We start from the raw sequence: 17,107 nt of genomic DNA, 5'->3' as shown, positions 1-17,107 counted from the left end.
TTTTTTATGGGAGTCACGATATGGCGTCTGTGGTTGAGATATGTAATATGGCTTTGGCGCATTTGGGGCAAGCACCTAATATTGCGAGTATCAATCCACCAGAGGGTTCAGCTGAAGCAGAGCTTTGCAAAATCTATTACCCCATGGCGCGCGATAATGTTTTGGAAATGCACAATTGGAGCTTTGCCACCAAGCGTGCGCTTTTACCGCAATTAGAAACTTCCATACAGCAATGGAGATATGCTTATGCCGTGCCAGATGATTTGTTAAAGGCAACCTCACTCATTGCCAATGACGCGGTGAGTGATACAGGCTATGTGGGGTTTGATGGGAAAAATGTTTGCTACAGCCCACAGGACTATACCATTGAGGCAGATTCAGAAGAAAGATTAGTCCTCTATAGTAACCAAGAGAAAGCTTTGCTGATTTATCAAGCACGCATTGAAGATACGACGAAATTTAGTGCTTTATTCACGACAACATTGGTGTGGCATTTAGCCTCGATCTTGGCGGGTCCAATCATCAAGGGGGAGAGTGGGCGTGCAGAGGCTAAGCGTTGTGAGCAAATGATGATGGCGTATTTCTTCAAAGCAGTTAGTGTGGATAGCGCACAGCGCAAGGTTACGCTCTCTCAAGTTCCAAGTAGTATCGCTGTAAGATAGGGGAGACCCATGTCGAATACACGGATTTTTCAGCGCAGTTTTGGGAGTGGAGAAATATCACCAGAAATGTTTGGACGGTTGGATGATAGCAAGTTCCAAACGGGTGCAGCCATGATGCGTAATTTTTTGGCTCAGCCACAAGGAACAGTGAAGAATCGTGCTGGTTTTAAAATGGTGCGCCAAGTGAAAGAGAGCGATGAGCGTGTGCGTATCATTCCCTTTACCTTTAACACCACCCAAACCATGGTGATTGAAATAGGTGAGGGCTATTTTCGTTTTCACACTCGGGGAGCCACTTTGGTAAACGAAGATGGGACGCCTTATGAAGTAGCCAATCCCTTTAAGCAATCGGATCTTTTTGATATTCATTATGTACAATCGGCTGATGTTTTAACAATGGTTCACCCTCATCACCCGCCCAGTGAGCTAAGACGGCTTGGCGCTTTGCAATGGGAATTTAAAGCCATAAATTTTAAAGCACCCTTAGCCGCGCCACAAGAGCTGGTGCTCACCCGGTATGTTCCCCCTTCTTCAAAGGTTTCACAAGACACTTATGAGGATAATATTTATGTTGTGACCTCACTTGCTAAGGATGGAATAGGAGAAAGTACGCCTTCCAAAGAAATCGGTGTCAGCACCAATATTTATATTCAAGGCGCAAAAAACACGCTTCAATGGAAATCCGTTCCTGAGGCTGCGCGCTATAATGTCTATAAAAAGCAGGCAGGAATTTTTTGCTTTATCGGCACTACGCAGGATTTGAATTTTGTCGATAATAATATTCAACCAGACGCTTCAATCACTCCTCCAACCTATGATGAAGTTTTTGAAAGCGTCAATCATTATCCTAGTGCCGTTTCCTATTTTGAACAGCGTCGCATGTTTGCCGGGACGCTGAATGAGCCGCAAAAATTTTGGCTGACCAAATCAGGAACTGAAAGCGATATGAGCTATGGTCTTCCTTTGCGAGATAATGACCGTATTGCTTTACAGGTAGCAGCACGAGAAGCAAGTGCGATAAAGCATATTGTACCCTTAGCTCAATTGTTGCTCTTAACAGAGTCTTCAGAATGGCTTGTGAGTTCAGTGAATTCCGACGCCATAACGCCTACGACCATTTCAGTACGACCACAATCTTATATAGGGGCGTCGAATGTTCAGCCGGTCATCGTGAATAATACAGCTATTTATGCGGAAAGCCGTGGGGGACATTTACGCGAGATTGGTTACAATTGGCAGTCCAATGGTTTTGTGACCAGTGATCTTACCTTGCGTTCTTCTCATTTATTTGATGGAAAAGAAATCGTTGATATGGCTTATACCAAGGCGCCTAACCCTATTATTTGGGCAGTTTCAAGCAATGGTATGTTGCTAGGGGTGACGTATATTCCAGAGCAACAAGTCTCAGCCATTCACCGCCACGATACAGACGGGGTTTTTGAGAGTGTAGCGGTTGTTTCCGAGGGTTTTGAAGATGTCTTATATGTTGTGACCAAGCGTTTTATAAACGGCAAATTTGTGCGTTTTATTGAATGTATGCAAACACGTCAAATATCAGATGTAAAAGACAGTTTCTTTGTTGACTGTGGTTTAAGTTATGAGGGCTATAACCGCACAGAGACAACCATTACAATTCAAGATAATGCAGAAGAAGATGGTGGGAATTTAACCATAACGGCTTCAAGCCCCCTTTTTTCTTATCCAGAACAAACAGAGAGAGGGGATGCGTTTTTCATCTATGATGAAACGGGCACAAAATTTGTTTTTCATATTTTAGAGATGAAGTCTAAGACTGTTGCGATTGCACGGTGTGATCATGCTTTGCCGGAATCCTTCAAAAACACACCAATAAAAGACTACTGGTTTGCCCGTAAGAAAATGTTGGGATTAGAGCATTTAGAGGGAAAGCGGGTTTCTATCCTCACCGATGGGGCAGTGCACCCAGAGCAAGTCGTGAAAAATGGGGCTGTAAGGCTTAATTATGCCAGTGGCGTTGTTCATGTTGGTTTACCCTATGTGAGTGAGCTTGAAACTTTGCCTATCGCCCTTCAAATGGATGGATTTGGTCAGGGGCGTCAAAAAAATATTAATCGTGTGTGGTTGAGAGTTTATCAATCTTCAGGGCTATGGGTTGGTCCCTTGAAGGGGAAATTATCGGAATATAAACAGCGTAGCATTGAGCCTTACGGATTTCCTCCTGAATTAAAATCTCAAGAAATTGAAGTCGCCATATTAGGGCAATGGGGGGATAGCGGGCAAGTTTTTGTTCGTCAAAAAGATCCCTTGCCGCTCACAATTGTTTCCATGACGCTAGAAGTTTCAATAGGTGGATAAAGGAGCAGGGCAATGAGCTTTGGTGTAGGTGGTATTTTATCCCTTTTTGGTGCTGGTATAAATGCCATAGGCGCTTATACACAGGCAAAACAGCAGAAATACCAGTTCCAGTCTCAAGCACTGAGCTATGAGTTTGATCAAGACATGGCAAAGATCAATGCCAAGATGCTAGAGAGCCAAGCAATGCAGATCTACCGTGCGGGACGATTGCAAGCAATGCAGTATGGTATGAAAGCGGGACAAGTGCATGGGGCTGCTAAGGTGCATTTGGCAGCAAACGGGGTCAAAGCGGGTGTTGGAAGTGCTGCTGAAATCTTAGCTACAACAGAACTCATGAAGGAGATTGATCTTTTAACAATCAATAGCAACACCGTTCAAGCGGTGGAAGCCAAACATATGCAGAAAATGGGTGTTGAAATGTCAGGCACAATTGCGGGCATAAACGCTACGCGTGCGAGAGCAAACGTAAAGGGCATTAATCCCTTATTTGCAGGTATAACAACCTTTTTGGGCGGTTCAGCAAAGATATTTGCCAATGAATGGTATAGAGGAAATGGGGGATATTAATGGCTAAAGTTCCTATTCTCAACGCACCAGAAGTTGCGGCACAGACCACACAAGGGCAGATCCAAGCAAGCGGACATATCCAATCCACAGGGGGGGATGGTGGGCAACAGATCAGTCAATTGGGGCATGTTTTCCAAGATATCGGTGCAGAAATATACCGTGTGCAAAATAAACTTCAAAATCAATTGGATGATGCACGGGTGAATGAAAAATTCAGCCAATATCTGATGTATGTGAATGAAAGGCGTGCTGAATATAGCTTGACGCAAGGGAAGAATGCGATTGAGGGATATGGTGGGTTGTTAGCGGATATTCAAAATGCAAACAATAGCTTTAAAGGGGAACTCGATAACGAACGTCAAAGATTCCTTTTTAAAATGAAAGCTCAATCTGTTTTCGTCGATACGCATAATTTTGCAACAAAGCATTCCTTGGGAGAAAGTTTTAAATACAGTGCAGCAGCCAAAGAGGCAAACATATCTGCTTTGAGTGATACAGCTGTCTCAAGCTTTGATCTGAATGCATTGACGAAGAATTTTGATCATCCAGAATTTGTGAAGAACTATGTTGCTGCCGACAAAACTTATGAAGATTTGTTAGAACAGCAGGGCTATGCAAAAGGAACAGTTGCCTTTGAGAATGCGAAGAGAAAATTCACGACGGATATTGTGCTTAAAATTGCGCAAAAATATAGTGATGCAGGGCGCCATGTGGACGGGTTAAATTTTTTGGAAAGCCAATATGCAGAAGGCAAAATGGATCTTGATTCTTACACGAAGGCACACAGAATTTTCGCACCCAATGCCGAAAAAGAACAAATTGTTAACACCGCAAGGGGTTTTGTATCGCGGGCAACAGAGGCTTTACCGGCAAGTTTTCACACGGCTTATAATGCGACTTTGGATTTTGAAGGAAGATCTTATGTTCAAAATGATTCTGGAAGTCCTAGTTTTTGGGGGCTTAATGCCAAAGCGCACCCTGAAATTCCAGATGTTTCAAAGTTGACAGAAGAAGAGATTAAAAAGATCTATTATAAAGAGTATTGGTTGCCTCTCAATGCTGATAATCTTCCAGAGGAAATCCGCTATATTGCCTTTGATACAGCCGTGAATATGGGGGTTAAAAAGACACTCAAGCTTTTAAAAGAAAGTGAGGGGGACCCGAATAAGTTTTTAGATTTACGCCAAAATCACTACGAGTCTCTCGTAAAACAAAATCCTGAAAAATATGGAAAATATCAAAAAGGGTGGGCAAAGCGGGTTGGCGTTTTGCGTGAAATGCTAAGGTTTGCGGGGCAGAGAAATGAATTTAATCAGCCCCGTTCGCAACCGCTTTATTCCGTTTTGTCTGATCTTCGAGCCTATGGTGAACGAAAGGGCTGGACGCCAGATATGCTGGAAAAAGCAGAGCATGAGACGAAGACGCGCTATTTGGATATGCTCAGAGAGCAAAAACTTTCCTATGATGAAAATTACAATCAAGCGGCTATAACTGCTTTTTCGCAGCGCAATGGGTGGAAAGATGTCGCTCCTGAAGTTTGGGCGCAGCTTATGCCGCAAGACAGAGTAAAACTGCAACTTGGTTCTGCAACAATGGACGATCCAGAAACGGTGTCACGGTTAGTGAGCAATCCTGATTTACTGAAAAATAATGGTATCTACCTCTTTGGAGATAAATTAACACGCGCCACCATGAATAAGCTTATGGAACGCTATGGGGGTGGAAATGGTGTAGGGGGTGTGAAAATTGACCAAAGAGCGCTTACCGTTGCTCTGGTAGACAATGGGCTTGATAATTTAGTAGGTCCGACAAAACAAAAAGATAAGAGAAATAGGGCGAATCTTGAATTAATCTTGCAAGACGAACTTTATAAGAAACAGGCTTCGCAAAATATGCCACTCAGCCCTGAAGTTGTTAAATCCGTCACGCAGCAGGTTCTCAACGATACCATAAAAGTGAATGGCAGATTTTTGGGTGGTGCTACAGAATATCATAGATATCAATTGAAGGATAACGATGAGAAGCTAAGAGAGGCGTATGTAGAAATAAACCCTGCACAGGAGAAGCGTGATCAAGCCTCAAAACAGTATGACCAAGATTTGAGAGACTCTTTAAATAACGCAGCACTCTTTGTGGGGGATGTGATTTTATATCCTTCAAAACTCTTACCCGAGTGGACCTCTTCAGTCCATGCTCTCCCCCCATTCGCATCCACGAAAACGAAGGTTTATCTGAAAGACATTCCCTTAGAAAAGCGCCTTGAATATACAAAAACTCTAGAAGATTTAGGGCTTGTAGCTACAGAGAAAGCGCTCGCGATCATGTCAATATTGGGAAATAAGAAGAAAATAAAAGAGTACGGGCGCCAAGAATTATATGACCAATTGACCGAATATTTAGCAGAAGCGAGGCTGATTCATAATGGAAAATGAGAATGACGCTCAAAGCCTTTTGACTGTTCCCCACCAAGGTGAGACACCACAAGCTCCCTCTCACAGTTCACAGCTCCAGACTCTCTCTCTTTCTTCTACACATGAGGATTCTTTAGACGATGATTGGTTAAGTGGTAAAGAGATTCTTGCAAATTATGCGCAATATAGGAGTGAGCAAGAACAGATTGTTGCGGCACAAGCTTGCAAGATTGAGCCCGATAAAGCGGGGAAAATATGCGATTTAAGTGCCAAGATGGGGTTAGAAACAAGAGCGATTGCCAATAATCTTGACTATTATTTAGAGCGTTTTAAGCAGCGTGAATATGTTTTAGAGAATTTTTCGTCCTATAGTGCTTTTACACGACGAATGATAAAAGACCCGTGGTTTGCCGCGACAATCCAGGATGATCTTCGCAACCTTCATCAGACAGAAAGCACTTTGGATGGCTGGGCTCGAGCGTGGAATATTGGTTCTATTGAGTTTGATTTAAATGCAATCCATTACAAAGAGGGAGTAGGAACGGCAACAGATGAAGATTTAAAACGCCGTGAAAGATTAGAAGCAGAATTGCAAAAGCTTGGTGCCCCCCATGGTTTTTTGCAGAATGCTGCTTTGTTTGTTTCCCAATTATGGAAACCCGTTCCAGAAGCTTTTGCTCTTGGAACAACAACAATGGCCGCAGGTGCAGTGGCAGGTGCAGGAGTAGCGAGTGCCCCCAGTGCGACATTGAGTTTTGGTGCAGGATTTGCCGCTTCATACGTTGAACAAATGTACAGACAAATGTATGGAAGCTCTTACCATGAGATGATAGAGGCAGGTGTTCCAAAAGAAAAGGCAATGTATTTTGCGGCGGGGATAGGCTTGCTTGGAACAGCAGTTGGTGCTGGGGGCTTGAAGATTGTATCTAAACCTCTCACCCCTTTACTTTCAAAATTGGTTGCGCAAACCGTTAAGAACAATCTCACCCAATTGACAACACGCCAAGCTGCCGTCAATTTTGCTAAGAATATAGCTCTGACAGTTGGCGTTGAAACGGGTGTCAATGTTGCTCAGGAAGCAACGCAGATTTTAGGTGTGGAGACGGCGAAGGCAACCTCAAACATTGAAAGTTTGTTTGCAACAGAGCAAGGGCGCTTAGAAATTGCGCACAGACTGCTTGAGACAGCAGGGCAGACAGCTTCTGCTATGCTTGTTCTTGCACCCTTTCCAGCGGGTGCTCGATTTGTTTATGATGCGGGAAGAGCCAATATGGCTCAACGTCAAAAGCGCTTTATCAATGATTTGTCAAAGTTGACAGCGCAAAGCAAAGTTAGAAATCGAAGTCTTTATACTTATGAAACTGTTTTGGCTGGTCAGGCTAAAGATATGGGTGCTGAAAATATTTATATTGATGCGGCTCACTTCAATGCCGTTTTGAACCAAAAGGGCATAAGCCATGCGGAACTGAAAGGGCTTTTGCCTGAAGTAGGAGAACAATTGGAATTGGCGCTTGATACGGGTGGTGACATTGTCATTCCCACGGAAAAATATGCCTCTCAAATGGCTGCGACTGATTTGGGTGCAGGACTTATTGATCATGTACGCCTTGATCCAGAAGCCATGAGTAGCGCAGAGGCAAAGAGTTTTCTTGATGAGCAACAAGAGCATTTTGACAAGGCTGTAGAAGATCTTGCTAAAACCATGCTTCAAGAGGAAAATTTTTCCCGTGATGCCAAAGAAGTGGAAAAGCACTTCTTAAACAAGATAAAAGACACCCGCATTTATTCCCATGAGGCATCAAAGGCTTTTGCCAGCCTTGTGAAAAGCTTTATCACAACGCAAGCCAAAGAGCTTAATATAATGCCAAGCGCGTTTTATGAGCGCTATCTGTATGGCGTGCAATCCCCTTTTGGCAAAAAAGATTTAAAAGGTGCGGAAAATTATGGGCTTTCTCAGGGGAATCGTGGGGGCTTTGACCCAACTACCTTCACCACACTTTTAACAAAAGACGCGGATTATTCTACATTTTTGCATGAGACGGGGCATTTTTTTCTGACTGTTTATTCTGATTTAGCAGCCATGAAAGATGTTCCACACCGTCTTAAAGAGGATATGCAGACGCTTCTCCAATGGTTTGGTGTGAAAGATCTTGAAACGTGGAAGAGTCTTTCGCTTGAACAGCAACGTCCCTACCATGAACAATTTGCCTATAATTTTGAGCTTTATTTGTCTGAAAACAAAGCGCCAAATGCAGGTCTTCAAAAATTGTTTCATAAGTTTGCCACATGGTTGCGCACTGTTTATCGCTCTATCCGTGATGATTTAAACACCTCTTACCGTCAAGAAGTCGGCAAAGATTTACCTCTCCTGACCAGTGAAGTTGGTCGTGTTATGGATAGAATGCTTGCGGGTGAAGATCAAATAACCCAAGCGAGTGCTTTCTTTGATATTCCCCTTTATGAAAGCCAAGAGATTTCAGGAATGAGCACAGAGCAATGGCAAGATTATTTGGCATTACACAAGGAAGCAAAGGAGGCGGGCGCAACAAAATTAGCCCAAAGAAATGTCAATATTATGCGGTGGGAGAGCGGAGCTAAAAGTCGGCATCTCAAGAAAATTCAAGCCCGTGCTGATGAAACCAGAAAGAGGGTGGAAGCAGAAGTCACACAAGAAATGATGAAACGTCCCGTTTACCGAGCTATCAATTTTTTAAAATATGGCAAGGAGCTTAATGAGAAGGGAAAGCTTGTTGAGGTTGCTTCTCCGCTCAAACTCTCTATTGACAGTGTTGAGGCGCTCTATCCAAATAAAGAAAACAGAATTTTTGTGAAGAAAGCTCTTGGTTATGGGCACTATGGCATGCTTGCCCGTGAGGGCATATCGGCTGAAGTGATTGCCGAAATGTTTGGATATAAAACCGCTAAGGAGATGATTACCGATATTCAAAAGGCGCCAAGCTTTAAAGAAGCTGTACACCTTGAAACTGACCGCCAAATGATTGAAAAACACAGCGACTTTTTTGACGAAAAAGCCCATGCTGATGCCATTAACAATGCCCTACACAATGATTTACGCACGCGGTTGATTGCCACCGAGTTGCGTCATGCGGAGCAATCTAGAGTGCCTCTTCGTGTCTTTACACAAGGAACAAAGCGGTTTGCCAGAAGAGTGTTGAGCAAGCATAAGATTAAAGATTTAAGACCCTATCATTTTACCCTAGCAGAAAGAAGAGCGGCGAAAGAAGCTCTTGAAGCTATGCGCAAGGGTGATGTTGAAGGTGTTGTGAAAGCGAAACGCCAACAGATTTTGCTCAATCAGTTAGCCCGTGAAGCAGGAGAAATAAAACAAGAAATCGATAAAGGGCTGAAGAACTTTAAGAAGATTTTTTCCCCAGATAAGAAGCTTGCTAAGACCCGTGATATGGGGTACGTCAATGCCGCACGCTCTGTTCTTAGCTTTTTTGGTTTAGCGGAAAGGAAACAGACGCCAGAAGATTTTCTTGTCCATATCAAAGAATATAATCCTGCTCTCTATGAAGAGATTTTGCCAAAAGTTCTCACTGCAACGCTTGAGAAAACAAAATATCCTTCCATGACGGTGGAAGATTTTAGAATCATGCGTGAGGCTGTGAATGCTCTTTGGCACCAATCACGGCGCGATAAGATGATTCAAATTGAGGGTAAATCAGAATTTGTGAGTGATGTGGTTGATCATCTGGTTGAACAGATGAATGATCTTGGGCTTAAAGACAAGGAAATGGGCACCACACGTGCCGCCACGGATTTTGAGAAGAAGAAACGTCTCTTTGGTGGTTTACGTGCTGCCATGGTTCGCGTTGAGCATTGGGCTGATTTAATGGATGGATCCCATAAAGTGGGGCAACGATTTTTCACGGAAAAACTTGTACGCCCAGTTATACAAGCCGTTGATCGCTATACGAGTGCACGAAATGAAAAAGTTCAGCACTATATTGAAAGTTTAAAAAGCCTCGATTTGCCGAAGGGAAAGATTGAGGCATATGAGCTTGGTTATATTTTTAAGGATAAAGCAGAGCTTTTAGGGGCGCTTCTCCATACGGGGAATGAGAGTAATATGCGCAAGCTTTTACTTGGGCGCGAATGGGGAGAGCTTAACTTAGATAAAACACTCAAGAGTGAGAGGTGGCAGACGTTTCAAGCTCGTATGATTCATGAGGGTTATCTGACCAAAGCAGATTTTGATTTTGCGCAAAAAGTGTGGGATTTAAATGAATCCATGAAACATGAGGCGCAAAAGACGCATTATGCTCTTTTTGGCTACCATTTTAAAGAAGTAGAGGCGACACCCATACGCACTCCATGGGGTGAATATAAGGGGGGGTATGTCCCAGCGAAGACTGATCCTTTTATGGTTCCAAAAGAGTCAAAGGGGACGTTAGAGAGCCTGCAAGATGATTTTAGATATGCGCTTCCCTCAACCGGTCTTGGCTTTACCAAAACCCGTGTCGAGTACAATAAGCCACTCTCCTTAGATTTACGTCTCATGGCACAGCATATTGATGATGTGGTGCGTTTTACTTGTGTACAGCCTGCTATTCAAGATGCCTTGAAAATTATCAATAACAGAAAATTTAAGGAGACAATGAACCGCATTGATCCTTCAGTGCTTGAGAGGGTGTTAATGCCCTGGTTAGAGCGGGTTGCTACGCAAAAAGCTGTCAAAAATGGTGCACATCCTTTGATAGACAGTGTGATGAAAGCCGTGAGATCAAGAACGGGTGCTGCCTTGATGTTTGGAAACTTTGTCAATGTTGCACAGCAGGTTTTAGGGATCTTTCCAGCAGCCATTAAAGTCCGCCCCCAATATCTTGTTGAGGGCTTTAGGACCGTTTTTGCAGCCCCTCAAGAGACAGCTCGTATAATTTGTGAACTGTCTGATTTTATGGATAACCGTCTCAAACAGCAAATTTACACGCTGTATGAAGCAGGCAATGATATTCTGCTCAATCCCAATATTTTCCAAAAGATGGATCATTTTTTAAAGCGAAACGCTTATTTTATGCAAACGGCTTTGCAGAATAAAATGGATTTAGTGGTTTGGCATAGTGCCTATACGCAAGTGCTTGAAAAAATAGGCAAGGGGCTTGATGAGGCAGCAGCACAGAAGGAGGCTATTGCCCAAGCAGATGCGGCTGTCCGCATGACACAAGACAGTTTTGCCCCGCAAGATATGGCGGCTTATCAAGTCTCAACACCGTCTGTAAACATCTTTACCCAGTTCACCAGTTATTTCAATATGCTGTACAATTTGCAAGGCAGTGAGATGCGGAAAGCTGTGAGAGAAGCAGGGCTTGTTCACGCCACGCCACGCCTCTTTCATATTGCTTTAATGGGCTCAGCTATTCCCGCAATAGCGTCTGGCATTATTATGAGAACTTTCAATAATTCTTGGAAAGAGCGTGATGTGGATGAAAAGCTCTTTACTTATTTTGCGGGCTACTTTTTTGCCGATATCTTTGAGCAAGAATTAGCCAAACTTCCCGTTGCAGGTTCAGCCATCAATATGATGTGGGATAGTTTTAGGGGAGGAGGTTATCAGGGGCGTTTTGCTTCCAACCCTTCCTTTGCTGCCATGGAAAATTCAACGGTGGGTGTGGCACGTGGATTGCGCAACTTCATTGATCCTGAACGAGAAGTGACCGGCAAGAATGTGCGCGACTTCTTCACCGCGATTCAGACATTGGCTGGTCTTCCAATCGCGCCTTTTGGCAAGCCCTTTGCTTATATGAGAGAAATTGAGCGCGGCAGAAAAGAATCTGCAAATATTTTTGATTTTGGACGTGGGCTTGTGACAGGCCGATAATGAATCTTGAGGTGATCAAATGACTATTTCTTCCACGGGTCGTAAGGCTGGTTTGTTTATGGGTAATGGTTTAAGCAACAGCTTTCCTTTTTTGTTCAAAGTTTTTGATGAGAAAGAATTACAAGTCTTCCAGCTTGATGTCGCTAAAAATAAGCAAACGCTCCTCAAACTTGGTGTTGATTATAAAGTAGAGCTCAACCCCAATCAGAATAGTACTGCAGGTGGGCATATTACTTTGCTGAAAGGAGCCTTGACTAAGGGGCATTCGCTTGTTATCACGTCGAACATTCCCAATTTACAGCCGATTGAGCTTACAAACCAAGGCGGTTTTTATCCCGATGTTATCAATACAGGGCTTGATCGATTAACCATTCAAATTCAACAATTGGCAGAACAAATAAGTCGTGCACCCAAAGTGCCCATTACAAGCAATATAAATCCAGATGATATTGTCGCTGATGTTCACGTGATGGCAAATCATCTAGGGGCGCTCAATATCGTCGCCGATGCGATAAAGCAAATCGAAACGGATGCGGCTCATATTGAAGAAATTAAGACCGTTTCTGGACATATTGATCACGTAGATATTGTCTCTAACAATATAGCCAAGATAGATACTGTCGCCGCAGATATTGAAAAGGTTGTGATCACTGCAGAACATATTGATCATGTGAATATCGTCTCTCAAAATATCGCTAAGGTAGAGACTGTAGCTGCAGATATTGAAAAGGTTGCACTCACTGCAGAACACATTGATCATGTGAAGGCTGTCTCAGAACATGTAGAGAAAGTGGATATTGTTTCTGGAAACATTAATCATGTGGATATCGTCTCTCAAAACATAGCAAGTGTAAATACCGTAGCCGCAGATATTAAAAAGGTTGTAACCACTGCAGAACATATTGATCATGTGAAGGCTGTCTCAGAACACATAGAGAAAGTGGATATTGTTTCTGAAAACATGGACGATGTTCTTCGTGTTGCACACTCCATTGAAAGTGTTAAAAATGTTTCTGAAATCAAAGATCACGTAAAAGAGGTTCATAAAAATCAAGAGACCATAACGGCTGTGGGCAAGTGTCTTGGTAGTATTACAAAGGTTGTCAAAGTTACTGATGCTCTCAATACGGTTGCAGAAAATGTGACAGGTATCCACAATTTTGCAAAGATTTATCAAGGTGCTCAAGAGAGAAATCCGATAAGTCGTAATGACGAAACGCCACTTCAGTTTGGTGATTTATATTTCAATACAACCAGTAATGCTCTTATGGTGTGTACGCACCACGGGTGGGAAAAAGTTGGAACGACTCAAGGAGATTCTCCTACCGGTATGATCAGTGCTTTTGCGGCACCGAAAGCACCGGATGGGTGGTTTGAATGTGATGGACGCGCATTATCTCGAACGGAATATGCTAATCTGTTTGCCGTAATCGGTACTTTATGGGGGGGTGATGATCAGTCAAAAACCTTCAATCTTCCAGATTTTCGTGGGCAATTCTTACGTGGGTGGGATCATGATAAAAATCTCGATGAAACATCAAATAGAAAGTTTGCATCATGGCAAAAGAGTGCGAATTTGAGTCATGATCACGGGGCAAATTGTTCAGAAAATGGTGAGCATAGCCATGTTTACAGAAACGGAGGTAAGTATTATTGGGTAAATGCTGGAAGCAGTGTACGTTTTGCTGGTAATGATGTAGATTTCTTGACCAACAAAAATGGTAATCACACACATAGCATTAATATTACTAAAACTGGTGGCAAAGAAAGCCGTCCAGTGAACTATGCGGTTCTCTATTGTGTTAAATATTAGTGTTTGCCCCACATTCGTTTTTAGTCATTAACATTTAGATATTCCGCTTTTGTAGGTTTTATGCCACTAAACGCTCTATATGGGGTTGCTTGCGTTGTTTTGCTTGCCAAAGATTAAAGTTTGTTTGCAAGGAAAGCCATGCACGTGCTGTACTTATACCAGCCATTTCAAGGCGAATGGCTAAGTCTGTTGAAATTCCTGCATGTCCATTGACAATTCGTGATAAGGAAGCGCGTGACATTGCCAAGCGTTGTGCAGCTTCACTCACTGTTAAACCAAGTTCTTCGATAACTTCATCGCGTAAGATAAAGCCGGGATGGGGGTGATTGTGCATCATAATTTCTCTCCTAGTGATAATCTTGGTAATCAACAAGCTCAATATCTTTTCCTACAAATCTAAATGTAACGCGCCAGTTCCCATTTACATGAATTGACCAATGATCTTTTAAGTCACCTTGTAGGGAATGTAGACGAAAGCTAGGAAATGTCACGTCGTTCACATCTTCAGCCGCATCTAGGATTGCCAGAATATATTGAAGCTTTCGGGCATGCTTTACCTGAATACCTTTTGTTGAGCCAGTTTCGTAAAATGTCTTCAATCCTTTATGTCTAAAGCTAATAATCACTCTAAATCCCCTGACTACTGTAGCGATACACTATACACTTTTACCTTAATATAATCAAGAAAATTTCATTCCAGAAAGGAGATCTTTATGCGTAAAATCAGTCAAGACGGAATTGAGGCTCTCAAGCAGTGGGAAGGTTTACGGCTTGAGGCTTACCAAGATATTGCGGGTGTTTGGACCATTGGTTATGGACATACAGCTGGTGTCAAGGAGGGTGATATCATCACAAAAAATCAAGCTGATACTCTCTTAAAAGAGGACCTCAAAGGCTTTGAAAAGACTGTTTATGAGACAATCAAGGTCGATTTAAACGACAACCAATTTGCCGCCCTTGTTTCTCTTGCTTTCAATATTGGTGTGAGCGCTTTCAAAGCCTCTACCTTAGTTCAGAAACTCAATCAGGGTGATTATGATAGTGTGCCTGCACAGTTTCACCGGTGGGTCTATTCAGCAGGGGAGAGGGCGCAGGGCTTGATTAATCGTCGTGCGGCTGAAATCGGTTTGTGGTCTAAGGGTTCCTTTGTTGCCTCACAGGGCGTTGAGTGTGCAGAAGTTAAGCCTGAACGTCTTCATAAGACAAGAGAAGGAAAGTCTGCCATTGTTGCAGGTGTCGGGATTTTGGGATCAACATGTTCTGAGGCGGCTCATCAGATAGAGCCTTATGTGGATAGCTTGAATATGATGCGCTACGTGTTTCTCGCCTTAACACTTGCAGGTGTTTGTTTTGGGCTTTGGGCAACAATGAAACGATTAAAAGAAGCGTAATAGTATTAATGATCAACGTGTTTTTGATGTTGAATGCGTAGTTCAAGGCCAAGCGCATGGACGATCCCCATAAGTGTAGAGAGGCGGGGGTCGCCTTTTTTGCTTAGAGAACGATAAAGAGATTCGCGTGTTAAACCTGTTTTTTGTGAAATATCTGTCATGCCTTTTGCGCGAGCTATAACGCCAAGAGCATGAGCAATATAACGACTGTCACCACTTTCAAAAGCATCTTTTAAAAGCTCATTTTGTGCGGCTTTGCTTGTAAAGAACTTACTTGAATCAAAGGGAGTGATCTTCATTTTTAATCTCCTTAGCTAATTCCATAGCGTTTTGGATATCCTTTTTCTGTGTTGACTTGTCCCCACCGCATAATAAGATAATAACCTCATCACCTTTTTTAAGGAAGTAAATTCGATATCCTGGACCATAATTAATTCTTATTTCGCCTATTTTACCAAAAAACTTAATATCACCTAATAAGCCTGCTTCTAAGCGAGTAAGGCGTACAGCAATTTTTTGTTTTGCTTTTCTATCCTTAAGGAGATCAAACCATTTTTCGAAAATTTCAGTCTGTTTTATTTTAATCATCATGACAACTTATGAAATAGGATAAGGTTCAAATCAAGTGAAAAACTATCTTATGCTAACGGGTGCGGCATTGGCCGCTTTTTTTATGGCTTTGCTCAAGGTCTTCAAACTTGGACGAGATAAAGAGCGAAATAAGCAACTGCATGCTGATTTAAAGGCAGCACAAACAAGACTGGAGGTTGATCATGAAATTGATCAAAGTGATGATCATAGTGTGCGCTTTAGCCTTTCTAAATGGGTGCGTGGCAAATAGGGGCTCTTCTTGTATAGGGTGGGTGCCGATTTATCCAACGGCAAAGGACGTGAATAATATGAGCCTTCCTTTAGCCCGTCAGATCTTAAAACACAACACCTACGGCGCTAAGCTTTGCGGGTGGGTCTAGAATGGAACAAGACGTTCTATCCATTGCCAATACACCTAAACTGTATTATATTGTAGTGACAATGTAATGTTTTCTGAAGGAAGATTATCATGGCTAGCAGCCATGTCATTCAGGTACGGGTTCCTAAACATGTCCAAATTGCTGCTACTCAGGTTATCAAGGAATCTGGTTTATCAGTTAGTGATGTGGTGAGGGTGTTAATGACCCGTATTGCACAAGATAAAGTTATTCCGCAGGCATTGTTTCAACCGAATGCTAAAACATTAGCAGCTTTTGCTGAAGTTGAAAAAGGTGATCTACCACAGTTTGAGACTGTAGAAGAGCTCATGGCAGATTTGAATGCGGAAGATTGAGTACCGAAACTTTTTCCAAAAAACTTATTGACAAATGTTTTTTAATATGATTCCTTAGGGCAAGTGCCTAGAAAACACTTTTAAATACGAAGCGGATAGATTACCGAAATGATCTTTCCCCATGATAATTTTTGACTCTATGCACACTTTGGTGCATTAGTAGTCTTTGTCGGGTGTAGTTATGCTATACAATACCCTTTATGGGAAAAGCATAACGACGGGTCTTCGTAACCGTGTTTTCTAGCGCCCGGCAACTTTAGGGTTGTCTTAGTAGAAAACATTAATATTTACGGAGATACCACATGGCTCATAATATCAATTCAGTTCCAATTGTATTTATTCAGAATGGCAAAGTGTTTGCTAATAGCAAAGACGTGGCTGAATATTTTGGAAAACAACATAAAAATATAATAAGAGATATAGAAGGATTAACCGCAAATGGCTGTCGGCTCAATTTTGAGCAGACAGAGGTTTTCCGAGATTCTCCGCTAGGTCGTGGTGAAATTTCTTCAAAAGCTTACAACATGGACCGTGATGGGTTCACGCTTTTGGCAATGGGATTTACAGGAGAGAAAGCTCTCAAATTCAAGTTGGCTTATATTGCTCAATTCAACGAAATGGAGAAAGCAATAAAGTCTCAAAGCTTAGCAGTTGACTACTCCGACCCAAAGTTAATCCTTGGTGTTGTTACGCACTTGCAAGAGGAAAGCGCTAAGAAGGATGAAGTGATTGCAGACTTGAAACCTAAAGCTGTAGCTTATGA

At 42.5% G+C, this 17,107-nt stretch carries 14 protein-coding genes; 10 read left to right on the top strand and 4 right to left on the bottom strand.

Going from position 1 to position 17,107, the window contains the following annotated elements; translation table 11 throughout:
* From BN338_RS08860 to BN338_RS10880, 6 genes are all read left to right on the top strand, one after another.
* The coding region (locus tag BN338_RS08860; RefSeq protein ID WP_210160963.1) for a phage connector family protein at positions 1-662 on the top strand (662 nt) is incomplete at its 5' end.
* 9 nt (positions 663-671) lie between these two features.
* Positions 672-2,996, top strand: a complete 2,325-nt coding sequence (locus BN338_RS08855; RefSeq protein WP_039761148.1) for a phage tail protein — start codon at positions 672-674, stop codon at positions 2,994-2,996.
* Positions 2,997-3,008: 12 nt separating this feature from the next.
* Positions 3,009-3,563 carry a virion core protein, T7 gp14 family gene (locus BN338_RS08850; protein WP_039761146.1) on the top strand — a complete coding sequence of 185 codons (555 nt, stop codon included), beginning with the start codon at positions 3,009-3,011 and terminating at the stop codon, positions 3,561-3,563.
* Positions 3,563-5,995 (top strand): glycosyl hydrolase 108 family protein, encoded by a 2,433-nt coding sequence (locus BN338_RS08845; protein ID WP_039761144.1) that lies wholly within the window; start codon positions 3,563-3,565, stop codon positions 5,993-5,995. Before BN338_RS08850 ends, BN338_RS08845 begins: the two co-directional genes overlap by 1 nt.
* On the top strand, positions 5,985-11,816 hold the full coding sequence (locus BN338_RS08840; RefSeq protein ID WP_039761139.1) for a hypothetical protein: 5,832 nt from the start codon (positions 5,985-5,987) through the stop codon (positions 11,814-11,816). Before BN338_RS08845 ends, BN338_RS08840 begins: the two co-directional genes overlap by 11 nt.
* A gap of 19 nt (positions 11,817-11,835) precedes the next feature.
* Complete coding sequence (locus BN338_RS10880) at positions 11,836-13,629, top strand: tail fiber protein (protein ID WP_051018524.1); 1,794 nt, start codon at positions 11,836-11,838, stop codon at positions 13,627-13,629.
* A 58-nt stretch (positions 13,630-13,687) separates the two neighbouring features.
* On the opposite strand, the gene BN338_RS08830 is transcribed toward BN338_RS10880, so the two are convergent.
* Entirely contained in the window at positions 13,688-13,966 is a 279-nt protein-coding gene (locus BN338_RS08830) for a HigA family addiction module antitoxin (protein ID WP_083868463.1), read from the bottom strand.
* A 10-nt stretch (positions 13,967-13,976) separates the two neighbouring features.
* Positions 13,977-14,255, bottom strand: a complete 279-nt coding sequence (locus BN338_RS08825) for a type II toxin-antitoxin system RelE/ParE family toxin (protein WP_039761137.1) — start codon at positions 14,253-14,255, stop codon at positions 13,977-13,979.
* A gap of 87 nt (positions 14,256-14,342) precedes the next feature.
* On the opposite strand from BN338_RS08825, the gene BN338_RS08820 reads away from it, so the two are divergent.
* The gene (locus BN338_RS08820; RefSeq protein ID WP_039761135.1) at positions 14,343-15,020 is read left to right on the top strand and encodes a lysozyme; all 678 of its coding nucleotides are present in this window, start codon (positions 14,343-14,345) and stop codon (positions 15,018-15,020) included.
* A gap of 5 nt (positions 15,021-15,025) precedes the next feature.
* Here the strand turns inward: BN338_RS08820 and BN338_RS08815 are convergent, their stop codons facing one another.
* Entirely contained in the window at positions 15,026-15,319 is a 294-nt protein-coding gene (locus BN338_RS08815; protein ID WP_039761133.1) for an addiction module antidote protein, read from the bottom strand.
* A complete protein-coding gene (locus tag BN338_RS08810) occupies positions 15,300-15,608 on the bottom strand; it encodes a type II toxin-antitoxin system RelE/ParE family toxin (protein WP_039761131.1) in 309 nt (102 codons plus the stop codon). Before BN338_RS08810 ends, BN338_RS08815 begins: the two co-directional genes overlap by 20 nt.
* A gap of 52 nt (positions 15,609-15,660) precedes the next feature.
* Here BN338_RS08810 and BN338_RS08805 point away from each other — a divergent pair, with 52 nt between their 5' ends.
* The 3 genes from BN338_RS08805 to BN338_RS08790 all read left to right on the top strand — a co-directional run.
* Positions 15,661-15,861 (top strand): hypothetical protein, encoded by a 201-nt coding sequence (locus BN338_RS08805; RefSeq protein WP_039761226.1) that lies wholly within the window; start codon positions 15,661-15,663, stop codon positions 15,859-15,861.
* A 219-nt stretch (positions 15,862-16,080) separates the two neighbouring features.
* On the top strand, positions 16,081-16,344 hold the full coding sequence (locus tag BN338_RS08795; protein WP_039761127.1) for a type II toxin-antitoxin system RelB/DinJ family antitoxin: 264 nt from the start codon (positions 16,081-16,083) through the stop codon (positions 16,342-16,344).
* 302 nt (positions 16,345-16,646) lie between these two features.
* Positions 16,647-17,107 (top strand): Rha family transcriptional regulator (locus BN338_RS08790; protein ID WP_198003696.1); only part of this gene is annotated, 461 nt, incomplete at its 3' end.

Source organism: Bartonella queenslandensis AUST/NH15, assembly GCF_000312585.1.
Classification (GTDB): domain Bacteria; phylum Pseudomonadota; class Alphaproteobacteria; order Rhizobiales; family Rhizobiaceae; genus Bartonella; species Bartonella queenslandensis_A.
Note: the sequence above shows the minus strand (reverse complement) of the source record. Positions and strands in the feature narration are given on the sequence as shown.

Coding starts and splice junctions, on each gene's coding strand:
- BN338_RS08855 (WP_039761148.1), top strand. CDS start 672: ATGTCGAATACACGGATTTTTCAGCGCAGTTTTGGGAGTGGAGAAATA.
- BN338_RS08850 (WP_039761146.1), top strand. CDS start 3,009: ATGAGCTTTGGTGTAGGTGGTATTTTATCCCTTTTTGGTGCTGGTATA.
- BN338_RS08845 (WP_039761144.1), top strand. CDS start 3,563: ATGGCTAAAGTTCCTATTCTCAACGCACCAGAAGTTGCGGCACAGACC.
- BN338_RS08840 (WP_039761139.1), top strand. CDS start 5,985: ATGGAAAATGAGAATGACGCTCAAAGCCTTTTGACTGTTCCCCACCAA.
- BN338_RS10880 (WP_051018524.1), top strand. CDS start 11,836: ATGACTATTTCTTCCACGGGTCGTAAGGCTGGTTTGTTTATGGGTAAT.
- BN338_RS08830 (WP_083868463.1), bottom strand. CDS start 13,966: ATGATGCACAATCACCCCCATCCCGGCTTTATCTTACGCGATGAAGTT.
- BN338_RS08820 (WP_039761135.1), top strand. CDS start 14,343: ATGCGTAAAATCAGTCAAGACGGAATTGAGGCTCTCAAGCAGTGGGAA.
- BN338_RS08815 (WP_039761133.1), bottom strand. CDS start 15,319: ATGAAGATCACTCCCTTTGATTCAAGTAAGTTCTTTACAAGCAAAGCC.
- BN338_RS08810 (WP_039761131.1), bottom strand. CDS start 15,608: ATGATTAAAATAAAACAGACTGAAATTTTCGAAAAATGGTTTGATCTC.
- BN338_RS08805 (WP_039761226.1), top strand. CDS start 15,661: ATGCTAACGGGTGCGGCATTGGCCGCTTTTTTTATGGCTTTGCTCAAG.
- BN338_RS08795 (WP_039761127.1), top strand. CDS start 16,081: ATGGCTAGCAGCCATGTCATTCAGGTACGGGTTCCTAAACATGTCCAA.